23 protein-coding genes are annotated in these 22,205 nt (G+C 59.3%); 7 read left to right on the top strand and 16 right to left on the bottom strand.

Features of this window, described 5'->3' with window-relative positions; translation table 11 throughout:
• Positions 1-2: 2 nt before the first annotated feature.
• From ACN0SW_RS01530 to ACN0SW_RS01505, 6 genes are all read right to left on the bottom strand, one after another.
• Positions 3-482, bottom strand: coding sequence for a GNAT family N-acetyltransferase (locus ACN0SW_RS01530; protein WP_417726118.1), 480 nt, complete (start codon positions 480-482; stop codon positions 3-5).
• On the bottom strand, positions 479-1,090 hold the full coding sequence (locus ACN0SW_RS01525) for a VOC family protein (RefSeq protein ID WP_417726117.1): 612 nt from the start codon (positions 1,088-1,090) through the stop codon (positions 479-481). The genes ACN0SW_RS01530 and ACN0SW_RS01525 overlap by 4 nt, the downstream gene beginning before the upstream one ends.
• 4 nt (positions 1,091-1,094) lie before the next feature.
• Positions 1,095-2,498, bottom strand: coding sequence for a UDP-N-acetylmuramoyl-L-alanine--D-glutamate ligase (gene murD / locus ACN0SW_RS01520; protein ID WP_417726116.1), 1,404 nt, complete (start codon positions 2,496-2,498; stop codon positions 1,095-1,097).
• A gap of 109 nt (positions 2,499-2,607) precedes the next feature.
• On the bottom strand, positions 2,608-3,192 hold the full coding sequence (locus tag ACN0SW_RS01515) for an HNH endonuclease (RefSeq protein ID WP_417726115.1): 585 nt from the start codon (positions 3,190-3,192) through the stop codon (positions 2,608-2,610).
• Between the two features lie 170 nt (positions 3,193-3,362).
• Positions 3,363-5,183 (bottom strand): ABCB family ABC transporter ATP-binding protein/permease, encoded by a 1,821-nt coding sequence (locus ACN0SW_RS01510; protein ID WP_417726114.1) that lies wholly within the window; start codon positions 5,181-5,183, stop codon positions 3,363-3,365.
• 64 nt (positions 5,184-5,247) lie between these two features.
• Complete coding sequence (locus tag ACN0SW_RS01505; protein ID WP_417726113.1) at positions 5,248-6,399, bottom strand: LysM peptidoglycan-binding domain-containing protein; 1,152 nt, start codon at positions 6,397-6,399, stop codon at positions 5,248-5,250.
• Positions 6,400-6,503: 104 nt separating this feature from the next.
• Here ACN0SW_RS01505 and ACN0SW_RS01500 point away from each other — a divergent pair, with 104 nt between their 5' ends.
• Positions 6,504-7,055: a TIGR00730 family Rossman fold protein gene (locus ACN0SW_RS01500; RefSeq protein WP_417726112.1), complete on the top strand. Its 552-nt coding sequence runs from the start codon at positions 6,504-6,506 to the stop codon at positions 7,053-7,055.
• On the opposite strand, the gene rarD is transcribed toward ACN0SW_RS01500, so the two are convergent.
• The 7 genes from rarD to ACN0SW_RS01465 form a co-directional block, all read right to left on the bottom strand.
• Entirely contained in the window at positions 7,016-7,912 is an 897-nt protein-coding gene (rarD, locus tag ACN0SW_RS01495; protein ID WP_417726111.1) for an EamA family transporter RarD, read from the bottom strand. The genes ACN0SW_RS01500 and rarD overlap by 40 nt on opposite strands.
• Positions 7,913-8,068: 156 nt before the next feature.
• The gene (locus tag ACN0SW_RS01490) at positions 8,069-9,319 is read right to left on the bottom strand and encodes an Hsp70 family protein (protein ID WP_417726318.1); all 1,251 of its coding nucleotides are present in this window, start codon (positions 9,317-9,319) and stop codon (positions 8,069-8,071) included.
• A 147-nt stretch (positions 9,320-9,466) separates the two neighbouring features.
• The gene (locus tag ACN0SW_RS01485) at positions 9,467-10,066 is read right to left on the bottom strand and encodes a superoxide dismutase (RefSeq protein WP_417726110.1); all 600 of its coding nucleotides are present in this window, start codon (positions 10,064-10,066) and stop codon (positions 9,467-9,469) included.
• Positions 10,067-10,173: 107 nt separating this feature from the next.
• A complete protein-coding gene (locus ACN0SW_RS01480) occupies positions 10,174-10,743 on the bottom strand; it encodes a sarcosine oxidase subunit gamma (RefSeq protein WP_417726109.1) in 570 nt (189 codons plus the stop codon).
• Positions 10,736-13,747 carry a sarcosine oxidase subunit alpha family protein gene (locus tag ACN0SW_RS01475; RefSeq protein WP_417726108.1) on the bottom strand — a complete coding sequence of 1,004 codons (3,012 nt, stop codon included), beginning with the start codon at positions 13,745-13,747 and terminating at the stop codon, positions 10,736-10,738. The genes ACN0SW_RS01480 and ACN0SW_RS01475 overlap by 8 nt, the downstream gene beginning before the upstream one ends.
• A 62-nt stretch (positions 13,748-13,809) precedes the next feature.
• Entirely contained in the window at positions 13,810-14,139 is a 330-nt protein-coding gene (locus ACN0SW_RS01470) for a sarcosine oxidase subunit delta (RefSeq protein ID WP_417726107.1), read from the bottom strand.
• Between the two features lie 14 nt (positions 14,140-14,153).
• On the bottom strand, positions 14,154-15,398 hold the full coding sequence (locus ACN0SW_RS01465) for a sarcosine oxidase subunit beta family protein (RefSeq protein WP_417726106.1): 1,245 nt from the start codon (positions 15,396-15,398) through the stop codon (positions 14,154-14,156).
• A gap of 214 nt (positions 15,399-15,612) precedes the next feature.
• Between ACN0SW_RS01465 and ccmI the strand changes: the two genes are divergently transcribed.
• The 4 genes from ccmI to ACN0SW_RS01445 all read left to right on the top strand — a co-directional run bounded on the left by ccmI (position 15,613) and on the right by ACN0SW_RS01445 (position 17,907).
• A complete protein-coding gene (gene ccmI / locus ACN0SW_RS01460) occupies positions 15,613-16,845 on the top strand; it encodes a c-type cytochrome biogenesis protein CcmI (protein WP_417726105.1) in 1,233 nt (410 codons plus the stop codon).
• On the top strand, positions 16,842-17,324 hold the full coding sequence (gene ruvX / locus ACN0SW_RS01455) for a Holliday junction resolvase RuvX (protein WP_417726104.1): 483 nt from the start codon (positions 16,842-16,844) through the stop codon (positions 17,322-17,324). Before ccmI ends, ruvX begins: the two co-directional genes overlap by 4 nt.
• Positions 17,314-17,550 (top strand): DUF1289 domain-containing protein, encoded by a 237-nt coding sequence (locus ACN0SW_RS01450; RefSeq protein ID WP_417726103.1) that lies wholly within the window; start codon positions 17,314-17,316, stop codon positions 17,548-17,550. Before ruvX ends, ACN0SW_RS01450 begins: the two co-directional genes overlap by 11 nt.
• Positions 17,551-17,664: 114 nt before the next feature.
• Entirely contained in the window at positions 17,665-17,907 is a 243-nt protein-coding gene (locus ACN0SW_RS01445; protein ID WP_417726102.1) for a hypothetical protein, read from the top strand.
• Positions 17,908-18,063: 156 nt separating this feature from the next.
• Here the strand turns inward: ACN0SW_RS01445 and ACN0SW_RS01440 are convergent, their stop codons facing one another.
• Together ACN0SW_RS01440 and ACN0SW_RS01435 are read right to left on the bottom strand one after the other, a co-directional pair.
• Positions 18,064-18,750, bottom strand: coding sequence for a GntR family transcriptional regulator (locus ACN0SW_RS01440; RefSeq protein ID WP_417726317.1), 687 nt, complete (start codon positions 18,748-18,750; stop codon positions 18,064-18,066).
• 81 nt (positions 18,751-18,831) lie between these two features.
• Positions 18,832-19,557 carry an arylmalonate decarboxylase gene (locus ACN0SW_RS01435; RefSeq protein WP_417726101.1) on the bottom strand — a complete coding sequence of 242 codons (726 nt, stop codon included), beginning with the start codon at positions 19,555-19,557 and terminating at the stop codon, positions 18,832-18,834.
• Between the two features lie 263 nt (positions 19,558-19,820).
• On the opposite strand from ACN0SW_RS01435, the gene ACN0SW_RS01430 reads away from it, so the two are divergent.
• Positions 19,821-20,978, top strand: a complete 1,158-nt coding sequence (locus ACN0SW_RS01430; RefSeq protein WP_417726100.1) for a M24 family metallopeptidase — start codon at positions 19,821-19,823, stop codon at positions 20,976-20,978.
• A gap of 3 nt (positions 20,979-20,981) precedes the next feature.
• Positions 20,982-21,770 carry a carbon-nitrogen hydrolase family protein gene (locus tag ACN0SW_RS01425; RefSeq protein ID WP_417726099.1) on the top strand — a complete coding sequence of 263 codons (789 nt, stop codon included), beginning with the start codon at positions 20,982-20,984 and terminating at the stop codon, positions 21,768-21,770.
• An 82-nt stretch (positions 21,771-21,852) separates the two neighbouring features.
• On the opposite strand, the gene ACN0SW_RS01420 is transcribed toward ACN0SW_RS01425, so the two are convergent.
• Entirely contained in the window at positions 21,853-22,164 is a 312-nt protein-coding gene (locus ACN0SW_RS01420) for an ETC complex I subunit (RefSeq protein ID WP_417726098.1), read from the bottom strand.
• Positions 22,165-22,205: the final 41 nt, after the last annotated feature.

Genomic DNA, 22,205 nt, shown 5'->3' with positions numbered 1-22,205 from the left:
CGTCACACGGCTTTCTGCAAAAGCACCAAATCCAGCCAACGCCCGAATTTTCGCCCAACTTCGGGCATTCGCGCCACCTCGGTAAATCCGATGGCCCGGTGAAAGGCGATGGCCGCTTCGTTTTCACCGCTGACGCCAGCCACCAGCACATGCAGACCCTGAGCGCGCGCCACATCTTCTAGCCGCGTCATCAAGCCCCGGCCAATACCGCGCCCGCGTGCAGACGGTGACAGGATCACCGTATGCTCTGCCGTAAAGGCATAACCCGGCCCTGACCTGAAAGTGCCATAGCTGGCGAACCCGTGCACCTCGCCCGCCTCTTCGGCCACCTGAAAGGCTGGGCCGCGCGCATCCATATCAGCGGCGAGGGCGTCAGCAGTCTTTTCTATCGTCGTGAAGGTGACAGATGTCTCTCGGATGAGGGGATTCCAGAACGCGAGGATTGGCAGAATATCATGCGGGTCCGCCTGCCTGATAATCATTGCAGCACCCTTTGCCCTTGCGGCGTGGCAATCTCTGCGCGCAGCCCTATTGCCCCACTCTCAAACACCACCCGGCCATCGCTCAACTCGGGACCAAGCCACGTCTGCAAGGTCACCACCTCAGGATGCGAGATCACCAATCGCACAAGACGCGCACCAGACGGGGGCAGGCGTGTGGCAGGGTGCACCGCTCCCTGCCATTGGATCAATGCCGGAAAGATATTATCCATCGGCAGTATCCCATCCTCAGGCACAGCCATCCGCCAGCGCAAATCACCACGCGCAAGTGCCACAGGCCGTCCCGCCCTTGGGTGCCGCATGAGCACCGCATCAAGGTCATCAACCGCGCATATCCAGTTGCGCAGCTGCGGGACGCCTGCAAAGCGGTCCAGATCAAACCATCGGGGATAGCTCGGCGCGGGGGCCGCAGGATCAATCGCGATCACTTCGAGATAGAGGCCATCCTCCAACCCCAAAAGCAGGTTATGGGTGCCGAAATGCGAGTGTTCTCCGCCGGATTGAAGTCGCAATCCAAGCGCGTCCTCAACATACGCCCGCCCCGCCTCAAGACTCTCGGCCGCAACCGCCAGATGATCAAGCCGCATCATGCCGCTACGCCTCCAGCCGCGCACGTACCTGCGCCATGAAATCTTCGCCGCGCTTCTCAAAATTATCATATTGATCGAAACTCGCCGCAGCGGGCGCCAAGAGTACCACATCGCCCGATTCTGCATCGCGCATGGCACGGGTCACCGCCTCTGCCATGGTGTTGCAGACCTCGGCATCAACCGCGCCAAGGCCAATGGCGAACTGCGCCGCCTCGCGCCCGATCACATAGGCCTTGCGCACATGCGCCAGCCCCGGTGCCAATCCACCAAGTCCGCCGTCCTTTTCCAACCCACCACAGATCCAGCGAATATTTTCAAACGCCTGCAAGGCCTTGAGCGCGCTGTCGACATTGGTGGCCTTGCTGTCATTGACAAAAATCACGCCATCCTTTTCCGCAACCCGCTGACTGCGATGCGGCAGCCCCGCATAGCTGTGCAACCCCGCCTCGATCACTCGGGGGGCCAATCCGAGCGTCCGACAGGCGGCATAAGCTGCACAGGCGTTCTGATGATTGTGAGACCCGGGCAACCCGGTGACACCGCGCAGATCAATCGATCCGACCTGACGCCCATATCGATATTCACTGAGAAACCCCTTGCGGGCAAAAACCGACCAGCCCGCACCGCTAAGCTTGCGGTCAACGGAAATCCGGATCACCCGGTCATCACTCGGCCCTTCGGCCATCTGCCCTGCCAGATAACGCCCTTCGGCCTCATCAACGCCAATCACCGCCCGGTCCGGCCCGCCCTCTGCGAAAAGCCTGCGCTTGGCCGCAAAATACCCACCCAAGCCCGCGTGTCGGTCGAGGTGATCGGCAGAGAAATTGGTAAACACCGCCACATCCGGCGTGAGTGCGCGCGCCAGATCGGTCTGATAACTGCTGAGTTCCAGAACCACGACGCCGCCATCCTCTGGCGGATCGATATCCAGCACACCGCGCCCGATATTGCCCGCAAGCTGAGCCGCGCGCCCTGCTTCGACCAGCACATGGTGGATGAGCGCCGAGGTGGTCGATTTCCCATTGCTGCCAGTGACCGCGATGACCTTGGGCGTAACATCGAACCCGTCCCAATCCTTGGTCGCCAGCGACCGGAAAAAGAGGCCAATATCATTGTCCACAGGGACGCCTGCGTCCAGCGCCGCTATGATAACCTTGTTGGGTGCTGGATAGAGATGCGGAATACCGGGGCTTACGATAAGAGAAGCGACCCCGTCAAATGCACCGGGCCGCGCCAGATCAGTGATCGCAAAACCTTCTGCTGCCGCAGCTTCACGCGCGGCATCCGTGTCATCCCAGGCAAGCACCTCTGCCCCGCCCGCGCGCAGCGCACGCGCCGCCGACAGGCCCGAGCGCCCCAACCCCAACACCGCAACCTTTGCGCCGGCGTAACCTCGTACTGGAATCATCTAGTGCACCCTCGACCCATCTTGGTCCCTTCGCGCATATTTGCGCCGGGACCGCGCCAAGATGCAAGCATCTGCCCTCTGGATACCCGCAACCGCATCCGACCGAGCGTTAGGCCTCTAGCTCAGCATCCCAATACAGGAAATCAAGCCAGCTCTCATGCAGGTGGTTCGGGGGGAACTTTCGCCCCTGATTACGCAATTGCTCTGCCGCCGGCATGCGGGGCAGTTTACGCAGCCCCAGGCCGGATTGGCGCAGGCTCTTGGATCCTTTGCGCAGATTGCACGGGCTACAGGCGGCAACCACGTTCTCCCAGCTCGTGACCCCGCCCAAAGCGCGCGGCACCACATGATCGAACGTCAAATCGCCCTTTGCCCCACAATACTGGCACATGAAGTCATCGCGCAGAAATAAATTAAAGCGCGTGAAGGCCACGCGCTTTTGAGGTTTTACATAATCTTTCAGGACAATGACCGACGGTATGCGTATTACTGTGCTCGGGCTTCGGACCCATTCATCATATTCGGCGACGATATCTACCCGATCTGACCAGGCGGCTTTCACCGCTTCCTGCCACGTCCAGAGTGACAGAGGATAATAGGACAGCGGGCGGTAATCGGCATTCAACACGAGTGCCGGATAGTGCCGCAAGGCTGCGGGTTCTCTTACAAATTCAGTCCTGAAATCGCCGTCCATGTGACTGACCATCCTCTCACCCCGGTCATCAGGGGCGCAGGTGCCAGAGCGGGCACCTGACCCCGTCCTGAATCCACTATATATCGCGATTGCACCCTGACAAGCCCGATATGTAGCACTCAATGATTAGGGATCTAGCCTGTCAAGGTAACAGGGCAATGACATTCGGCTCAGGCGGCTTCTTCCTCTGCTTCGCTGGCTTGCCGTTGCCAGAGCGCCGCATACCGCCCCTGACGTGCCAGAAGATCAGAATGTGTTCCCTGCTCCAACACAACACCTTGATCTAAAACCACAATTCTATCTGCATTAACCACAGTCGACAGCCTGTGCGCAATCATGATCACTGTGCGCCCTTCTGCGGCACGCGCCAGAGCACCTTGGATTTCGCGCTCTGTCTGGGTGTCGAGCGCACTTGTCGCCTCATCCAAAAGCAGAATTGGTGGATTTTTAAGCAAAGTCCGTGCGATGCCAACACGCTGCTTTTCCCCGCCCGAGAGTTTCAGGCCGCGTTCACCCACCTGCGTGTCGTATCCTTCGGGCAAACTTGCGATGAAATCATGGATTTGGGCCGCGCGCGCGGCGTCCTCTATCTCTTCTTGCGTCGCACCTGCGCGCCCGTAACCGATATTATATCCGATAGTGTCGTTGAAAAGCACCGTATCCTGAGGCACGACGCCAATCGCCGCATGCAGACTCTCTTGGGTCACGTCGCGTACATCCTGACCGTCAATCAGCACCTGGCCCGCCTGCACGTCATAAAAGCGAAAGAGCAACCGCCCGATGGTCGATTTACCAGACCCCGACGGCCCTACAACTGCCAGCGTCTGACCGGCAGGCACATCAATCGTCACCCCCCTTAGAATGGGTCGACTGGCATCATAACCAAAGCTCACGGCCTCAAGCCGCACTGACGCGCCTTTCACCTTTAGAACGTTTGCTCCTGATTTATCCTCAACATCCGGCAATTTTTCTAACAAATCGAACATTTCACCCATATCGACCAATGCTTGCCTGATCTCTCGATAGACTGTGCCAAGAAAATTGAGCGGCATTGTAATCTGGATCATATAGGCGTTGACCATGACAAAATCGCCAACCGTCATCGCTCCGGCTTGCACGCCAACTGCCGCCATCACCATCACAATGATCAGGCCCCCCGTGATGATCAGCGATTGGCCAAAGTTGAGAAACGCCAATGAATAGGAGGTTTGAAGCGCGGCTTTCTCATAGCCCGCCATGGCTGCGTCATACCGGCTTGCCTCGCGACTTTCGGCCCCGAAATACTTGACCGTTTCAAAGTTCAACAGGCTGTCGATCGCCTTTTGGTTTGCGTCGGTATCCTGATCATTCATTACTTTGCGCAGGCGCACGCGCCATTCGGTCACCTTGAAGGTGAAGACGACGTAAGCGCCAATCACCACCATGACCGCGACCAGATACCAGATATCAAAAACGACCGCGAGAACCACACCGATCAACAGTAACTCTAGCACCAATGGCCCGATGGAAAACAGCAGGAATCGCAACAGGAATTCAACGCCCTTGACCCCGCGCTCTATGATTCGACTGAGGCCACCCGTCTTGCGCGTGATGTGGTAACGCATTGACATCGCGTGTATATGTTGAAAAGTCCTAAGGGCCAAGGCGCGCAAAGCGCGTTGCGCAACACGCGCAAAGATCACGTCGCGTAGCTGCTGAAAGCCAACCGTCATCAGCCGCGCCAAACCATAAGCCACGGTCAAGCCAACCGCACCAGCACCCAGCATCCAAGCGGCGGACTGCCCCTCACCCGCAAGCATATCAACCGCAGCTTTGTAAAAGAACGGTGTCCCCACTCCGATCAGTTTTGCCAGTAGAAGGGCAATCAATGCGAACACCACACGCCGTTTGACCCAAGGCTGATCGGCGGGCCAAAGGTAAGGCGCTACGCGGCGAACTGTGCGCCAGCCATTGGTTGGCGCCTCTGAGGTGGTAATGCTGGCGTGACGCATGAGCTAGCCTTTTCAATCACTTGTGTCAGAGATAGCTCTGCGCCACATGGATTGCCAGCCCGGTCTATTGCGGCAGGTTAAAGACTTGTCCGGGATAAATCAGGTCCGGGTTGCGAATGCGGTCACGGTTGGCCTCATACACCCGGACGTAAAGCAGCCCCTCGCCATAAGCCTCGCGCGAGATTGCCCACAGGGTCGAGCCGGGCTGGACCGTCACTGCGCGGATGCGGCTGACCTCTGTGGTCTGGGCGTCCACCAGCACGCTCTGATCTTCACGTTTGAACGGGGTTTCAACCCGAGATGTCACTGCACCTTCGGCGTCAACCTCGTCTACGCGCAGCGTGTAAACCCCTGTATCAACCTGCGGCAATTCGGTGTTCCATTCCCCGGCGGGCGTTATCGGAGAGGTGGCGATCGGGTCGTTATCAAGATAAATTCGAACGAATCCAGCACCTTGCGCACGTCCCGACAGCTCCACCTCTCCATCTTGGGAATATGTGATCGCGTCTAGGGCAACGTTTGCCATCACCTCGGGGGCCGGATCGGAAGACGGTGACTGGAGCACACGCACACCCGTTTCGTCTGACAATAAAACGGTTTGCGGCGTGGGCGTCTGTGAAGCTTGCGGTAAGGATTCGCTTTGCGGAACAGTAAGTTGAGGCTCCGACTGTGGTTCTGACACGGGGACAGCTTCGGTTGCGCGCACATCCTCGGTGGTTTGGGCAACTCCGGTGGTTTGGACCGCCTCTGACACGACCTCGGGGGTGGGTGCAATGATAACTTCGTCTTGCGAAAACACCTCTTCGCCCGATTGAACAGAGCGCATCTTGAGCGACAAAATGCGCGGCTCAGTGCTCGTCGGGAGGTCGAGAAACTGGACAAATTTCCCTTCACTATCAGATAGTACGGAGCTGACGTTCACGTCATCCAGCAGGATAGAGACATCCCACCCCGGAGCTGCTTGACCCGCAACAATCATCTGGCCATCGGGCTCCAGACGGAACGTGTCGATGGCAGGTGGAGTGGGCATGGGAGGGGTCACAACAGGTTCAGGTGCCGTTGGCGCCGGCACCTGTGCGGTTTCTGCAACTGGCGGCGCTACGGGCTCTGGCGGCGTCTCTGTCCGAAAATAGAAGGCTGCCAACACCGCACCCACCACGACCATCCCAGCAAGACCCATCGCCGATCCAGACCCTAAACCGCCGAATTTGCTCATCTTTTTCAAAAATCCCCATAGCATGGCTCTCAGGCCAGTTGTCCGAGAATAGCAACAAGGCTATCACGGGTCAAAACAACCATGCATCAGCCCGGAGTGATTTCATGCCAGCCCGTTCCGTTTGTGTCTTTTGCGGCGCACGTGCCGGGAAGAACCCAAGATATATGCAAGACGCGACGGCCACGGGCCAGATGTTGGCAGAGAATGGCTGGCGGCTGGTCTATGGCGCGGGGGACGTGGGGTTAATGGGTGCCACTGCGCGGGCGGCGCAGGCCAGCGGGGGCGAAACCTTTGGCGTGATCCCCGGTCATCTGGTGGCTTGGGAGGTCGGCAAGCGAGATCTTACCCAATATGTCGTGACCGAAACCATGCATGAACGCAAAAAGGTGATGTATATGAACTCTGACGCCATTGTGGTTCTGCCCGGTGGCGCAGGATCGCTGGACGAGTTCTTTGAGGTGCTGACCTGGCGACAGCTCAAGTTACATGAGAAGCCGATTTTTCTATTGAATACAGATGGCTACTGGACACCTCTCATCCAGCTCATGGATCACGTCGCAACCGAAGGATTTGCTGACGCAAGCGTAAAGTCATTTGTGCAACCGGTTGATACGGTTCAAGATTTGATGATTTCCCTGCGGCTTGCCCTGTCCTGACGCAGACTTGCGGCGGTGTAGATCGCCAATGCCGTCCAGATCATGCCAAATGCGATGGCGTGCCACACACTGAACACTTCGCGAAATAATACCGTTGCAACAAGGAATTGCAGGCTGGGGTTCAAGTATTGCACCAGCCCCACAGTGGCCAGTGTAATGCGTTTGGTGGCATAGCTGAACATGACCAGGGGGGTAGCGGTCAGAATGCCCGAGAAGGCCAAGAGCAGACTGTCATGCCAGTTTGTGCCAAACGCGCCGTGGCCGTCCGCGTGAAACCACCACAAAACGACCAAAGCGATAGGCGACAAAAGCATGACCTCGGCGGTGACAGACACCACGGGACCAACAGAAAGCCCTTTTTTAACAAGGCCATAAAGACCAAAACTGGAGGCCAGAACAAGAGCGATCCACGGCGGAACACCAAGACCGATGGTCAGGGTAATGACCGCTGTCGCGGCAAGGGAAACGGCAAAAAGCTGAGTTTTTCCAAGGCGTTCGCGAAAGGCAATTGCCCCCAAGAGAACCGCGACGAGCGGAAATATGTAATAGCCAAGCGAGGCCTCAACCGCCTTGCCGATCTGGATCGAGGTGATGAACACAAACCAGTTGGTCGAGATCATCAATGCCGCAAAGCCAATCAAGAGCACCGACCGGCGCGCGCCAAGTGCCTGACCCAGAACAGAAATCCGCCCCTGAATCAGAAGGACGAGGGTGAAGAAGATGCAGGACCAAAGGGTCCGGTGCGCCAGAATCTCGATGGGGGGAATATGATCGAGCAGTTTGTAATAGATGCCCGACAGCCCCCAGACCGTGCAGGTGGCAACCATCGCCAGAATGCCTTTGGTCGCCTCGCGCATGCCCGTCCTGCCCCCAAAAATCAGTTGGGCCAGTGCTGGCCCAAGCGCCCGCCAATGACAAGGAGCAAAGCGCCCGAAACGTATGAAACGTACAAAACGTACGCGGATTTCGTACGCAATTCGGGATGATTTCAGAATTGGGCTTAAGGTTTTGTATCAGCGTCCTGCCGCCGCAATGGCCAGCCCATCGGTCACGGCGGTTAATACTTCGCTAAAGGAATGCTGCGCGTCAGGGAATTGTGCCTGCATCGTGTGCGAAACCATGGACATCAGGCTGGAACCGCCCACATAGATCACCCGGTCAACCCTCTTCGCATCGACATTTGCCATCTGCAATGTTTCCTGCGCCCCGACCCATAACAATTGCGCATGCGGCAAGAGGCTGGCCGTGAGCGCGTCCGAAGACAGAGGTGCGCGAAGACCCGGCTCGATCTGGTCCAGTGCAATGACGGGCTGTTGGGCCCCGGAATTGGCCGCGATCTTGCCGCGCTCAACAGCAAAGGCCAGATCGTGACCCAACTCGTCCTGCAATACGCCTGCAAGACGGCCCAACTTTTCCGGCTCATCTGCCAGCCGCACCATCTCGGATACCATACGCCGGTTCTGGCCGGTGTAGAGGAAGGGGATTTTCTCCCATGTAGCAAGGTCGTTGAAAATGGCATTGGGCACAGGCGTAAGGCCTGGCCCCATCACCTTGCGCAATTGCGTTCCCTTGCCCAGCAACGGCATCACCCGGTCAATGCTGATGGCGCGGTCGAAATCCGTGCCACCGATGCGGACGCCGTGATTGGCAAGTATGCTCACGCCGTTCGAATCTGAACGAAACAGTGAAAAGTCCGAAGTGCCGCCACCGATGTCGACGATCAGCCCAAGCTGACCTGATCTATCAAGCGCGCCACTGGCGATGGCGGCGGCCTGCGGCTCGGCCATAAAATCGACCTGCGTGAACCCTGCGGCCAGATAGCAGGCGCGCAGATCGTCTTCGGCCTGTGTCTCACGTGGGTCGCCGGGACCGTGGAACACCACCGGCCGTCCCGAAAGCACGCGGGGAAAAGACAATCCGGTCTGCGCTTCGGCGCGGGTTTTGATGTGGGTCAGGAAACGGGCGATGATTTCGACAAAGGTCACGCGCTGGTTCAGGATCTGACGTTCTTCGTGCATCAGCGGAGTACCGAGCACGCGTTTGAGCGCACGCATAAATCGTCCCTCGGCCCCATCCAGCAAGGCCCGGTTGGCCGGTTCGCCCATCAGGGTGCACCGCGTTTCAAAATCAAAGAAGAAGGTGGTGGGCAACGTGGTCTGGCCCGGAGCCATCTCGATCAGTTGCGGCTGACCCTCGCGCAGATAGCCCGCGGCCGAATTTGAGGTTCCGAAATCAATACCCAAAGTGTGGCCACGCGGTGCCATATCCGTTTCCAACGCTGCCAAAGGAAAGCCGGGGGTATCTGGCAGGGTCTTTGCTGTCAAGTGAGCGCCAAAATACGAGTGAGCCGTCCCACAAAAAAGCCCCCCGACCTGGGCCGGAGGGCTTTGGATCGAAATATGCGGTTGGGATCACATCCGCGCGGCGACGTTTTCCCAGTTGACCAGATTGTCGAGGAAGTTGGTCAGATAGGCGGGCCGCTTGTTGCGGAAGTCGATGTAGTAAGAATGCTCCCACACGTCGCAACCCAGAAGCGCGGTCTGGCCAAAGCAGAGCGGGTTCACACCGTTCTCGGTCTTGGTCACTTTGAGGCTGCCATCGGTATCCTTGACCAGCCAGCACCAGCCCGAGCCGAACTGGCCTGCGCCTGCGGCAGAAAACGCCTCTTTGAATTTATCGACCGAGCCAAAACTCTCGGTGATCGCTTTTTCCAGCGCGCCGGGCATGCCGGTCTTGGTCGGGCTCATCATCTCCCAGAACTGGTTGTGATTCCAGAGCTGGCTGATGTTGTTGAAGATGCCCGATTGCGCCACGGCGGATTTGTCATAGGTGCCGGTGATGATCTCTTCCATCGACTTGCCGTCCCATTCGGTTCCGGCAATCAGCTTGTTACCGTTGTCGACATAGGCCTTGTGGTGCAGGTCGTGGTGATACTCGAGTGTCTCGGCAGACATACCATGTGCAGCAAGTGCGTCATGGGCATAAGGAAGGTCGGGAAGTTCAAAAGCCATTTGGGCCCCCTGTTCGTTGAGGTTCTGGATCCGATACCCCTACATGGTGGACCGATTGTCCAAAGGTCAACCCCGAATGTCGGAGTTTTTCAGTCAGGAAGACGAGGTCAGGCGTAAAGCCCGACCTCTCCGCCCGGCTGGGCCGAGACCTTGAGAAGGTCAAAGGCGTAATCTGCCACCGACCGGAAGCAGATGAGGTGGAAATTCTCTGTCTCGTCGAGCCAGAAGGCGGCGGGCACCTGGGCCATGCGGGTGCGGCGGAACATGCCGGGAGTGAAGCCCTCGGGCGAGAGATCGACCGGGCAGACCTTGGCCAGAACCTCGCGTGCACCGCTGCCCGAGATGCGCAGGAAGGTGCGCGCATCCGAAACATTGACGGCAAGGAAATGCTGGCCCGTGAGCGCCTCTTCGATGGCTTTGAGGCGGTCTGTGACTTCTGCATAGGGGCAAAGAAGCAAGAGCTCGTCCGGCGACATCCAGAGAGCAGCGGTGCCCTGCCCCATCAGCGCCTGACGCTGCGCGGGCACGCCAAGGCCCGTGGCGGATTTGACCGCCGCCTTGATCGCTGCGCTGGCCAGATCGCCACGCAGCGTGATCATGCCGGTCAGGCCCGCATCCTCGATGGTGGCAAAGCCCTGATATTTGGCCCCGTTGAGGGCGGTCACGGCATTAGACATTCTGTTTCTCCCCGTCCTTGTCGAAGAAAATCGGATCGACGATCTTGGCTTTGACGATGCCGCCATCGACCTTTGGGAAGTCGATCACGTCGCCCATGCGGGCAGGGCCGTTGTGGACCAAGCCCATGGCAATGCCGCGCCCGAGGGTCGGCGAGTAATAGGTCGAGGTGACGCGGCCTTGGGTGTTGCGCTGACCGTTGGCATTGTGGCCGGAGGCGGTGGCATAGGCCCCATCCGGCAGAACCGAACCGTCGAGCGTTTCCAGACCCACGAGTTTCCAGCGGTTGGGATCGGCCATATGTGACCGTTCCTGCGCACGTTTACCAAGATAGTCGTCTTTCTTCTTGGAAATCGCCCAACCCATGTTGAGGTCTTGGGGGATCACCGTACCGTCGGTTTCATCCCCAATCATGATAAAGCCTTTTTCGGCGCGCATGACGTGCAGGCCTTCGGTGCCATAGGTTGTCACGCCATGCTCTGCCCCGGCCTCAAGAAGCGTATCCCAGAGGGCACGGCCAAGGCTGGCGGGGACGGCAATCTCATAGCTCAATTCGCCCGAGAAGGAGATGCGATAGGCGCGCACCGGTATGCCCGCCAGCGTGAGATTGGCCCAGCCCATGAAAGGCAGCGCGTCATTGCTGAGGTCATCAGAGGTCAGTTTTGCCAGTGTTTCACGGGCCTTTGGCCCGACGACGGCGATTTGCGCATATTGCTCGGTCACGTTGGCGGTATAGACCTTCCAGTCCCACCATTCGCATTGCAGCCAATCCTCCATATGCCCATGGATCGATTCCGCCCCGCCGGTGGTGGTGTGGCACAGGAAGGTATCCTCGTCGATCCGCGCCACGACACCGTCATCCATGAGAAAGCCGTTTTCGTTGCACATGAGACCATAGCGGCATTTGCCTGGTTTCAGGTTGCTCATCACATTGGTGTAGAGCATGTCGAGGAATTTGCCCGCATCCGGGCCCTTGACGATGATCTTGCCAAGAGTTGAGGCATCGAGCAGGCCAAGGCGCGCGCGGGTCTGGTTGATCTCGCGGTTCACAGCGTCGCGGTGGCCCTCTTCGCCCTTGGGGAAGCAATAGGGGCGGCGCCATTGGCCGACAGGTTCGAAATGGGCGTTATTGGCCTCGTGCCAGCCGTGGATCGGGGTTTTGCGAACCGGCTGGAACACTGCATCGCGCGCCGACCCGGCGATGGCCGAGAGCGAAATCGGCGTATAGGGCGGGCGGAACGTGGTGGTTCCAGTCTGCGGAATGGGCTGACCAAGCGCGTCCGAGAGAATCGCCAAGCCATTGATATTGCTGAGCTTGCCCTGATCCGTGGCCATGCCAAGGGTGGTATATCGCTTGGCATGCTCGACGCTCTCATAGCCCTCACGCGCTGCGAGTTGCACGTCAGAGACCTTTACGTCGTTCTGGTAATCAAGCCAGGATTTCATCCGCAGCTTGACGCCCGCGCCCTGCGGCATGAGCCAGACCGCTTCGAGTGCGGCCTCGTCGATGACGATGGCGGTGGGGGCCTTGGTGGCTTTGGGTTTGTGGCCCATGGCCGTGGCCGCCGCCTTGCCTGCGGCGTCGGCGTCGGAAAGGGTGCCAGACAGATCGAGATTGCCATTGGCAGAGCCTGCGACGATCACAAAGGCCTCGCCCTGCGCACCGCGTGGCGGGTTGGCGGGGTCGGGGCGGAAATGCGCCTGTGCGCTGTCCCAGAGCAGTTTGCCGCCGCAATGCGACCAGAGGTGCACGACCGGCGACCAACCGCCGGACATGGCGACCGCGTCGCATTTGATTTCTTCCAGCACCGAGCCTTCGCCAGCCTGAGCGCAGATGGCGACGCCGGTGACGCGCTTGCCACCTTTGACCTTTGCGACGCCTTTGCCGTTTTCCACCCGGATGCCAAGAGCGCGGGCCTCATCGGCCAGAGCGCCGCCGCCGGATTGGCGGGCGTCGAGAATGGCGGGGATTTCAAGGCCCAGTTTCTTGAGCGTGATCGCGGTGCGGTAGGCGTCATCGTTGTTGGTGACAACCACGGTGCGATCCCCGATAGAGACGCCGTAATTCACCGCATAATCGCGAATGGCCGAGGCCAGCATGACGCCGGGAATGTCATTGCCTGCAAAGCTCAGCGGGCGTTCGATCGCGCCAGTGGCGGTGATGATCTGGCCGGCGCGGATGCGCCAGAGGCGGTGACGGGGGGCATCCATCTGCGGCGCGTGATCGCTGACACGTTCGTACCCCAACAGATAACCGTGATCATAGACCCCAGCCCCCATGCAGCGCAGGCGCAGGGTGACATTGGGCATGGCTTGCAGTTTCGTGAGGGTGGCGTTGATCCAGTCCTCGACCGGCTGGCCATCCACATCGCCGCCGTCAACCGGCGCGCGCCCGCCCCAATGGGCGGTTTGTTCCATCAGCATGACCTTTGCGCCCGCCTCGGCCGCCGCAAGCGCCGATTGCAGACCGGCCACGCCACCGCCGATCACGGCCACGTCGCAGAATGCATAGAAATGCTCGTAGCGGTCGGGGTCACCGGGGTTGCTCACTTTGCCCAGACCCGCCGATTGGCGAATGATGGGTTCATACACATGCTTCCAGAAGGGGCGCGGATGGATGAACATCTTGTAGTAAAAACCCGCAGGCAGAAAGCGCGCGAGATGCGTGTTGACCGCGCCGATGTCGAATTCAAGGTTCGGCCAGTGGTTCTGGCTGGTGCAGGTCAGACCGTCGAACAACTCTGTCGTGGTGACGCGCTGGTTGGGTTCCATGCGGGCCCCCTCGCCCAAATGGACGAGCGCGTTCGGCTCTTCCGCACCTGACGCCACGATACCGCGCGGGCGGTGGTATTTGAACGAGCGCCCGACCAGCATCTGGTCATTGGCCAGAAGCGCCGAGGCGAGCGTATCGCCGGCATGGCCCTTGAGGCGCTTGCCGTTGAAGGTGAATTCGAGGGCGCGGCCCTTGTCGAGGAGGCGGCCACCCTTGGCCAGACGTGTGCTCATGTCTTAAACCCTCGTGCCCGGTTGGGGCGTTGTGGATTGAGTATTTTCGAAACGGTGAAGGCTCATGCGAATTCTCTCCAACGCCAGCCGGGGCGTTTGGCGGTGATCGCGTCGCGGATTGCCTGCGGCGGCTCGTGGGTCTGGGCGGGGTATGCGCCATAGACCTCGAGCGTCATGGTATCGCGGGCCATGATGAACCACTTGCCGCAGCCATTATTGTGCCGCCAGCGTTCGAAATGCGCGCCTTTGGGATTTTCCTTGGCGAACATATAAGTGTGAAAGTCATCGTCCGCCGAGCCGGGGCCAAAGCGCTTGAGATGCGCCTCGCCGCCTTGGTGGAATTCGGTTTCTTCGCCCGTAACGCCGCAGCAGGGGCAGGTGAGGATTAGCATGGTTCTGTCCCTCCTTAGTGGGCGACGCCAGCGGCGACGGATTCGTCAATAAACCGGCCTTGGTAGAAGCGGTCGAGGCCGAATTCGTCGCAGAGCGGTGAGTGGCCCTTGGCCATAAGTTCGGCAAAGCCCCAGCCGGAGCCGGGGATGGCCTTGAAGCCGCCGGTGCCCCAGCCGCAGTTGATGAAGATGCCATCGACCGGGGTCTTCGACAGGATCGGCGAGCGGTCGCCGGTCACGTCCACGATGCCGCCCCATTGGCGCAGCATCTTGAGGCGCGCGACCATCGGGAAGGTCTCGATCAGGGCCCGGACGGTTTCCTCGACATGGTGGAACGAGCCGCGCTGCGTGTAGTTGTTATAGCCGTCGGTGCCGCCGCCGATCACCATCTCGCCCTTGTCGGATTGCGACATGTAGCCGTGCACGGTGTTGGCCATGACGACGCAATCCATACAGGGTTTGATCGGCTCGGACACGAGCGCTTGCAGCGCCACGGATTCGATGGGCAGGCGGAAGCCCGCCATATCGGCCAAGTGGCCGGAATGGCCCGCCACAACGATGCCGAGTTTGTCACAGCCGATATCGCCGCGATTGGTGGTGACGCCGGTCACACGGCCATTCTCGCGGGAAATCCCGGTGACTTCGCATTTTTGCAAGATGTGCATGCCCATGGCGGAACAGGCGCGGGCATAACCCCAAGCCACCGCATCGTGGCGCGCCGTGCCGCCGCGCGCCTGATAGAGACCGCCCAAAACCGGATAACGCGGGCCATCAAGATTGATGATCGGCACGATTTCCTTGACGCGCGCAGGCGAGATGAATTCGGTCGAAACACCTTGCAGCGCGTTGGCATGCGCCGTGCGCTGATAGCCGCGCACCTCATGTTCGGTCTGCGCCAGCATGATCAACCCACGGGGGCTGAACATGATGTTGTAGTTAATATCCTGTGACAGAGTCTCGTAGAGCGAGCGCGCTTTCTCGTAGATCGCGGCGGAGGGGTCTTGCAGGTAATTCGAGCGGATGATGGTGGTGTTGCGGCCAGTGTTGCCTCCGCCCAGCCAGCCCTTTTCCAGCACGGCCACGTTGGTGATGCCGAAATTCTTGCCGAGGTAATAGGCTGTGGCCAGACCATGACCACCCGCGCCCACGATGATGACATCGTATTTCTTTTTCGGCTCGGGCGAGGCCCAGGCACGCTCCCACCCCATGTGGTAACGCAGGGCTTCGCGGGCGACGGCAAAGGCGGAATAGTGTTTCATGCGCGCTCTCTGGATTTGGGTGGATTCGGGCTTGGATGCGACTGTCATCGTAATGCGTCAGATGGTTTGGGGAAAGGATACTCCGGGCGGCGGAAACGGTATCAATAGCGACATTGCGACATCGGGGCGCGGGCCGGAGCCCCGGAAGTGAGCGCTTGGCCCTTTTTTCCCGGCGCAGGGGCGGTTACATGAGGGCAACACAGAAGGGAAAGTCATGGGGTTCTGGATCATCGTTGCGGCATTGGCGCTTGGCGTGGGGGCCATTCTCGGGCTGACGCTGATGCGCGGTCGGGTGGGGGATGCCCCGCCTGCGGCCTATGATCTGCAGGTCTACCGCGATCAGTTGAAAGAAATCGAACGCGATACGGCGCGCGGCGTGATCGGGGCCGAGGATGCCGCACGGCTGCAGGCTGAAATCTCGCGCAAGGTGCTGGCGGCGGATGCGCAATTGCGCGGGGGCGGCACCGATGGAGGTCAACCGCGCGCAGCGGGTCTGCTGATGGCCGGGGTGATTGTGGCGGTGATCGCGGGGGGGGGCGTGCTGATCTATGATCGTGTTGGTGCGCCGGGTTATTCAGATTTTCCCATGTCAGCGCGGCTTGCCGCGTCAGAGGCGGAGCGGGCGGCGCGGCTGGATCAGGCAGCCGCCGAAGAGCGGTTCGGACCCGGCGAGGTCGGCGCGCCGGAAGGCACGAGCGAGGAGTATCTCAAGCTGATCGCGCAGTTGCGCAAGACAGTCGCGGAGCGGCCAGAGGATCAGCAAGGCCTGCGGTTTCTGGTGCGCAGTGAGGCCGCACTTGGCAATATGGTGGCGGCCCGCAAGACGCAGCAGCAATTGATTGCTGTCAAAGGCCATGAGGCCAGCGCCGCAGATCATGTGATGCTGGCGGAGCTGATGATCAACGCAAGCGGTGGCTATGTATCGGCAGAGGCGGAACAGGCCTTGCGCGCAGCGTTGGATCAGGACGGTCGTGACCCCTCGGCGCGATTTTACCTTGGGCTCTACATGATGCAGGTGGACCGCCCCGATGCAGCCTTTCGTTTGTGGGAGGCGCTGTTGAACGATAGCAAATCAGAGGCGCCATGGGTGCCCACGATCCGGGCCGAGATCGAGGAATTGGCCGCGCGCGCCGGGGTGCGTTATACGCTGCCGCCGCTGCTGGATGCACCGGGGCCAACCGCAGCGGACATTGCCGCAGCCGAAGACATGACCCCCGAGGCGCAGCAGCAGATGATCCGGGGCATGGTGGCCGGTCTGGCGCAGCGACTGGCCGATGAGGGGGGCACCCAAGAGGATTGGGCCCGCCTGATCAATGCCTACGGCGTGTTGGGCGAGACGGAGAATGCGCGACGAATTTGGACCGAGGCGCAAGAGGTCTTTGCCGACCATCCCGAGCAGTTGGCCACCGTGCGCGCCGCAGCAGAGCGTGCGGGCGTGGCAGAATGATCTTTGAGGATATTGCAGAGTTTGCCGACGCCTTGACGCAGGGCCGTCCGATCATCGGCCTTGATCTGGGAACCAAGACGATTGGTGTGGCGCTGTCGGACCGGCTCTGGTCTGTGGCAAGCCCGCATGAAACCGTGAAGCGGGTAAAGTTCACCGAGGATGCTGCGCGATTGCTGCACATCATGACCGCGCGCGAGGTGGGGGGGGTCATCCTCGGCCTGCCGCGCAACATGGACGGCAGCGAGGGGCCGCGCGCGCAATCCACCCGCGCCTTTGCCCGCAATCTGTCGCGTTTGACCGAGCTGCCCATCGGCTATTGGGATGAGCGTTTGTCAACCGTCGCGGCCGAAAGAGCCCTGATCGAGGCGGATGCGACACGAAAGCGTCGTTCTGAGGTGATCGACAACATCGCTGCCGCCTATATCCTGCAAGGGGTATTGGACCGGATGAGCCACATGAGGGCCGAGCATGACAGATGAGAGCCCTTGGGTGCGCGATGAGGTCGAGAGCCCGTGTGTGAAGGTCTGCGTGGTGCATCCGGAGGCACGGATCTGCACCGGGTGCCTGCGCTCGATTGATGAAATCACCCGATGGACCAAGATGTCCGCCACAGAGCGGCACGAGATCATTGAGGCCCTGCCCGACCGTGCCGGATTGCTGCGTAAACGCCGGGGAGGCCGCGCAGCGCGTCTCAGCCAGAGCTGATCGCGGCAGAGCCATTCCGTCTGCGCAGATCGGGTTTGCATACTGCGGTATGGAAAATTGCTGCACTGCAGTATATTTATGCTGCTAACGCGGCATACTCAGGAGAGTTCAGCAATGGCCTATTCGTATCATAGCAATGTTCCGGCACCGATGTTCGGCTCCATCGCCCGCTTTGCGCTGGCCCCGCTGCGCGCGATCGACGGCTTTTTTCAGTCGGTTGCCGCCGCAAACCGTTTTGCCCATGATGTCGAGATCCTGTCGATTGCCAGCGATGCCAAGCTTGCAAAGATGGGCCTCAAGCGGGAAACGCTGATCGCAGATCTGGCAGCGCGTTCGGATCTTTTCCGCGCCTCCTGAGCGAAAATCAACCACCGAAACAAAGAAACGCCCCGGACCCGGTTCGAGGCGTGTTTCTTGTTTTCAAGCCCTCTGGATCGGAAACCAAGAGGCCGCGAAACCCGAATGTCAAACGAACCTTGGAATTTCAGCCCGACTGTGTGCGTGGCGACGGCCTTAGATTGGATCGCCGAACAGCACCCTTCGTATGCGTCTGTAGCCATAGCTAATGTGGACATGTTGAAGATGGCCAACAGCCTCAATGTCGCCCTCCAGTAACGCGGTTTCAAGGTCCACAAGCTCGTTGATCAGCGCCTCTGCGGCTTCTTCTCCGGCGTCTTCGATCAGATTATGCCAAGTGCTTGCGGCCTGATAGAATGCCTGCGTCCAGAAAGATCGCAGGACAGAGTTCCCGATCAGATCGCGCGTCAGACCGTGGAGACGGTAATTGATCTGCATATACTTCCGGGATTCCGTTTCTTTATTCAGTGCCCGCGCCTCTTCTAGCAGGGTGCGCAGGCGCGACAGGTGGCCTTGATTAATTTGGACCGGCGCGCTCTTTCCGATCAGCGTCGCCAGATGGAGTCGAACATCATAAACTTCGGCGATTTTATCCGGAGACAATTTGACGACGACTGTCCCCACCCCGTTCAGCGTTTCGACAAGGCCCAAGTGATTGATCCTGCTGATCGCATCCCGAACGGGCGTGCGGCTGACACCGAATTCTTCTGCGAGTTCCGCCTCCTTCAAGCGATCCCCGGGGGCATAGTCCAGAAAGCAGATCCGCCTTAGAATCAACTGCTGGATATCCTCGACGCCCGGTTTCTCAGCATGCTCAGGCCCCTCAATCTGGGTCGTTTCCATGTCGTTCAACTAAACGGTTCCTTCTTGCCTGTTGGGCTGCAACGGAGCCCGGTCACCTCTGATGGCGCGGATGTGGCAGGGTCAGCACTCTCGGAGCAGCCTGCCAAAGCCCGGTCGCCGGTCATGAACCCCTGCAAGGCGCAGCACATGCCACATCATCGCCTGATTTGAGCAAATCACCGGCTTGCCCAGTTGCTGTTCCAGCCGGTCCACTATGTCGATTGACCGCAGCGCACCACAACTGATGAAAACTGTATCGCTGTCAGGCGTATCCACGGATGCGACAAACTTTGCGAGGTAATCCGGGTTTACTCGGATCATGTCGCTGTCTTTTTCAAGCCGAAGTCCTTCGATCCGTGGAATTTCGAATCCCGCCCGCTCCAGATAGATTTTTTCTTGGTTGTTGATTTCGTCGATATAGGGTGTTGCAACCGCGACCCGCTTTGCGCCGACCGCCCGCAAGGCTGCGATCACCGCCGCAATCAAGCTGGTTGGTTTTGCGTTTGGCGCACCTTTGGAAAGCTCGCTCGCAACGCGTTCCTCACCGATAACAAGACTGCCAGAGGTACAGCCGTAGCAGATTACGTCGAGACTGCCATCGGGCAAAAGCATCTTTGCCGCCTGCGACAGCGCGTCGGCGTGCCGAAGCAGGCTATCGACCGTGATGCGGTCTTCGATCCAAGCGCGAGAGAAATGCACACCAACCCCCTCTGGACAGAGAGTGAACATATCGTCCTCGATGGTCTGCTCTGTCGCTAAGAGAACAAAACCGATCTTGGCCTTGTGGTGCCGACCTGCATCAAACATTAATGCGTCCCCCCTTGATGCTGTATAATGGTTTGGTATAAATATCTAATATTTCACCATATCATAACTATATATCAAGTTACTGTATACACCTATACTAAGTTACTGTATTTAGGCTTGAGCAACACAACTCTGTCGAATCACGAACCAGACCGATGCATCACTTGGAGGAAAGCGCCACGACAGGCGCGCCTATCTGCGCCCCAATGCAATGATCTAAAAAGTCATCTATCCCTGAAATTTAAATCGAAAAGAGCACAGCTATGCTTGAAGAAGCCCGCAAACGAACCGTCATCCTGCAAGAGCGCATGCGTGACCAAGGGATACGCAAGGCTGTCTTCACCGATGAAAGCTCTATTGCGTATCTGGCCGGTTTTTGGGGGTATCTGGGAATTGAATTTGGTCGTCCGACCATGCTGATCGTTGATGCCGAAGAAGCCCCCATTGTCATCACGCCATTAATGGAGTCTGAAATGGTGGCCGAAATGACCTGGGTCGAGCGGGTCGAGACATGGGAAGATATCGGTCAGCGAAGCTGGGGGCGAGCATTGGCACGGGCGCTTGGCGATTCCCCGTCAGAAATATGGATCGAGCGCGGGTCCATTCCAGCGATAATCCGCAACCATCTCGACGACACCCATCCGGGCGTGCCCCTCAAGGATATTTCCCAAGTCCTCGGCCCGATGCGGATGATCAAGACACCCTTTGAGATCAACGTGATGAAACAGGCCGGCGAGATTGCCGGCGCCATGATGGCTGCGGCCCATGACAGCCTGCGCGAAGGCGCGCTTGAGTATGAATCGGCCCTTGCCGTGATCGACGCCGGGTCCCGCAAGGCCGCCTCCTTTCTGAGCGACCGGGGATGGGAGCGTTTCGTCTCGCCGATGATCCACAACCTGCAGATCATGCAGAGCGGCAAGGATGCCTCAATGGTGCACCGTCGCTCTAGCGTGAAGGCCTATGAAAAGTTCGACCCGGTCTATTTCTGTTTCTGCAACATGGCGCAGTTCAAGCAATACAAGCTTGGCTTTGACCGGATGTTCCATATCGGCGACGTGACCGACGAGGCCCGTCGCGCCCAAGAAGCCGCGATTGAGGCTCAGCAGGCTGCGATTTCCGTGATGCGCCCGGGTATTCTGGCCGAAGACGTCGCGGCCGCGGCGAACGATGTCTATCAGCGACATGGGTATAAGACCGGTTATCGCACGGGCCGCTCAATCGGTGTGGCCTACCTGGAAGCGCCGGAACTGAAGACCGGCGACACGACCGTTCTGCAAGCAGGCATGACATTCGCCGTGGATGGTGGCATCTCGGTGGATGGGGTGACAGCAGGCAGGATCGGCGACTCGGTGGTCGTGACCAAAACCGGTACGGACTATGTCACCAACTATCCCCGCGAAATCCTCCTGAGCCGGACCTGACACATGGCTCGTGATCTGACGCTGGCTGTTGCCCAAAGCCCTGCGAACCTCGTCGGACCGCAGGCACGTCTCGACTGGTTGCGCGGATGCCTTGACAGTCTTGCCGGTCAAGGCATCGATCTGCTGATTCTGCCGGAACTGTTTCTGACAGGCTACAACGTGGGCGATGCGATCGCGCAATGGGGCGAGCCTGCGGACGGTCCGTCCTTTGAGGTGATTTCCGCGTTGGCTCAGCGGCATGGCACCGCAATCCATTATGGCTTTGCAGAAGCCACGGAAGGCCATCTGTTCAACACCGCAAATTGCGTCGGCAAGGATGGGCAGCTGCTCTCGACTCACCGAAAGCTTCTGTTGCCACCGGGATTTGAAGGAGATCACTTTAGCCCGGGAAGCTGCTATACAATGTTCGAGATTGAGGGCATCACTGCGGCCACGCTGATCTGCTATGATGCCGAGTTCCCCGAAACCTTTCGCGCCGTCGCCGCCGCTGGCGCGGCTCTCGTTCTTGTTCCCACCGCGCTCGGGGCGCAATGGGGGGTGGTTGCGGACTGCGTGATCCCGGCGCGTGCGTTCGAAAACGGTGTCTACATCTGCTATGCCAATTCGGCGGGGCACGAAAACGGTATGGATTTTCTCGGCAGCAGTTGCATCATTGGCCCGGATGGCAAGGCTCTGGCGCGCGCCGGGGACAGGTCGGAGGTGCTGATTGCGCGTTTCAACGGCGAAAAAGTCAAAGCCGCACAGACGCGCCTGCCCTATCTGATCGACCGAAAGGCGCTGCCTCAGAACTGATACGGTTCCCCATGGCCCAACCGGTTGGGAAAGCCCAGGTTTCGACTGACCGTATCTTGGGTCAGGGCCATTCGACAGCCGCTTAGTGCGTCCAGACCTGACGGCGGTTGGTGGCGAAATTGTCGCCGTATCCACCAGCGCGAATATTCGGTTTGCGCGCATGCGGTTCCTGCACCACGGCGTCAATCGCGTGATCCTTGGCATATTGCAGCGCCGCTTCCTTGGTCTCGAACCGCAGCCGAACCTGCGCCTGCGTATCGGCGTTCGAGGTCCAACCCATCAGCGGATCAACCTCGCGCGCAGTCTCGGACACGAATTCCAACACCCAGTGCTTGGTCTTGGCGGTGCCGGACTGCATGGCGTTACGGGCCGGTTTGTAGATGCGCGCGGGCATATGGTTCTCCCTCAGATGATCGCTGGTGGTTTATCCCAAAT

The sequence above is a fragment of the Roseovarius sp. genome, from assembly GCF_048262375.1.
GTDB lineage: Bacteria > Pseudomonadota > Alphaproteobacteria > Rhodobacterales > Rhodobacteraceae > Roseovarius.
The sequence above is the reverse complement of the archived record's forward strand: the minus strand, read 5'-3'. Positions and strand labels throughout refer to the sequence as shown.

Bases quoted from the DNA above. Each gene is read 5' to 3' on its own strand.
- ACN0SW_RS01530 (WP_417726118.1), bottom strand. From the start codon at position 482: ATGATTATCAGGCAGGCGGACCCGCATGATATTCTGCCAATCCTCGCG.
- ACN0SW_RS01525 (WP_417726117.1), bottom strand. From the start codon at position 1,090: ATGATGCGGCTTGATCATCTGGCGGTTGCGGCCGAGAGTCTTGAGGCG.
- murD (WP_417726116.1), bottom strand. From the start codon at position 2,498: ATGATTCCAGTACGAGGTTACGCCGGCGCAAAGGTTGCGGTGTTGGGG.
- ACN0SW_RS01515 (WP_417726115.1), bottom strand. From the start codon at position 3,192: ATGGACGGCGATTTCAGGACTGAATTTGTAAGAGAACCCGCAGCCTTG.
- ACN0SW_RS01510 (WP_417726114.1), bottom strand. From the start codon at position 5,183: ATGCGTCACGCCAGCATTACCACCTCAGAGGCGCCAACCAATGGCTGG.
- ACN0SW_RS01505 (WP_417726113.1), bottom strand. From the start codon at position 6,399: ATGAGCAAATTCGGCGGTTTAGGGTCTGGATCGGCGATGGGTCTTGCT.
- ACN0SW_RS01500 (WP_417726112.1), top strand. From the start codon at position 6,504: ATGCCAGCCCGTTCCGTTTGTGTCTTTTGCGGCGCACGTGCCGGGAAG.
- rarD (WP_417726111.1), bottom strand. From the start codon at position 7,912: ATGCGCGAGGCGACCAAAGGCATTCTGGCGATGGTTGCCACCTGCACG.
- ACN0SW_RS01490 (WP_417726318.1), bottom strand. From the start codon at position 9,319: ATGGCACCGCGTGGCCACACTTTGGGTATTGATTTCGGAACCTCAAAT.
- ACN0SW_RS01485 (WP_417726110.1), bottom strand. From the start codon at position 10,066: ATGGCTTTTGAACTTCCCGACCTTCCTTATGCCCATGACGCACTTGCT.
- ACN0SW_RS01480 (WP_417726109.1), bottom strand. From the start codon at position 10,743: ATGTCTAATGCCGTGACCGCCCTCAACGGGGCCAAATATCAGGGCTTT.
- ACN0SW_RS01475 (WP_417726108.1), bottom strand. From the start codon at position 13,747: ATGAGCACACGTCTGGCCAAGGGTGGCCGCCTCCTCGACAAGGGCCGC.
- ACN0SW_RS01470 (WP_417726107.1), bottom strand. From the start codon at position 14,139: ATGCTAATCCTCACCTGCCCCTGCTGCGGCGTTACGGGCGAAGAAACC.
- ACN0SW_RS01465 (WP_417726106.1), bottom strand. From the start codon at position 15,398: ATGAAACACTATTCCGCCTTTGCCGTCGCCCGCGAAGCCCTGCGTTAC.
- ccmI (WP_417726105.1), top strand. From the start codon at position 15,613: ATGGGGTTCTGGATCATCGTTGCGGCATTGGCGCTTGGCGTGGGGGCC.
- ruvX (WP_417726104.1), top strand. From the start codon at position 16,842: ATGATCTTTGAGGATATTGCAGAGTTTGCCGACGCCTTGACGCAGGGC.
- ACN0SW_RS01450 (WP_417726103.1), top strand. From the start codon at position 17,314: ATGACAGATGAGAGCCCTTGGGTGCGCGATGAGGTCGAGAGCCCGTGT.
- ACN0SW_RS01445 (WP_417726102.1), top strand. From the start codon at position 17,665: ATGGCCTATTCGTATCATAGCAATGTTCCGGCACCGATGTTCGGCTCC.
- ACN0SW_RS01440 (WP_417726317.1), bottom strand. From the start codon at position 18,750: ATGGAAACGACCCAGATTGAGGGGCCTGAGCATGCTGAGAAACCGGGC.
- ACN0SW_RS01435 (WP_417726101.1), bottom strand. From the start codon at position 19,557: ATGTTTGATGCAGGTCGGCACCACAAGGCCAAGATCGGTTTTGTTCTC.
- ACN0SW_RS01430 (WP_417726100.1), top strand. From the start codon at position 19,821: ATGCTTGAAGAAGCCCGCAAACGAACCGTCATCCTGCAAGAGCGCATG.
- ACN0SW_RS01425 (WP_417726099.1), top strand. From the start codon at position 20,982: ATGGCTCGTGATCTGACGCTGGCTGTTGCCCAAAGCCCTGCGAACCTC.
- ACN0SW_RS01420 (WP_417726098.1), bottom strand. From the start codon at position 22,164: ATGCCCGCGCGCATCTACAAACCGGCCCGTAACGCCATGCAGTCCGGC.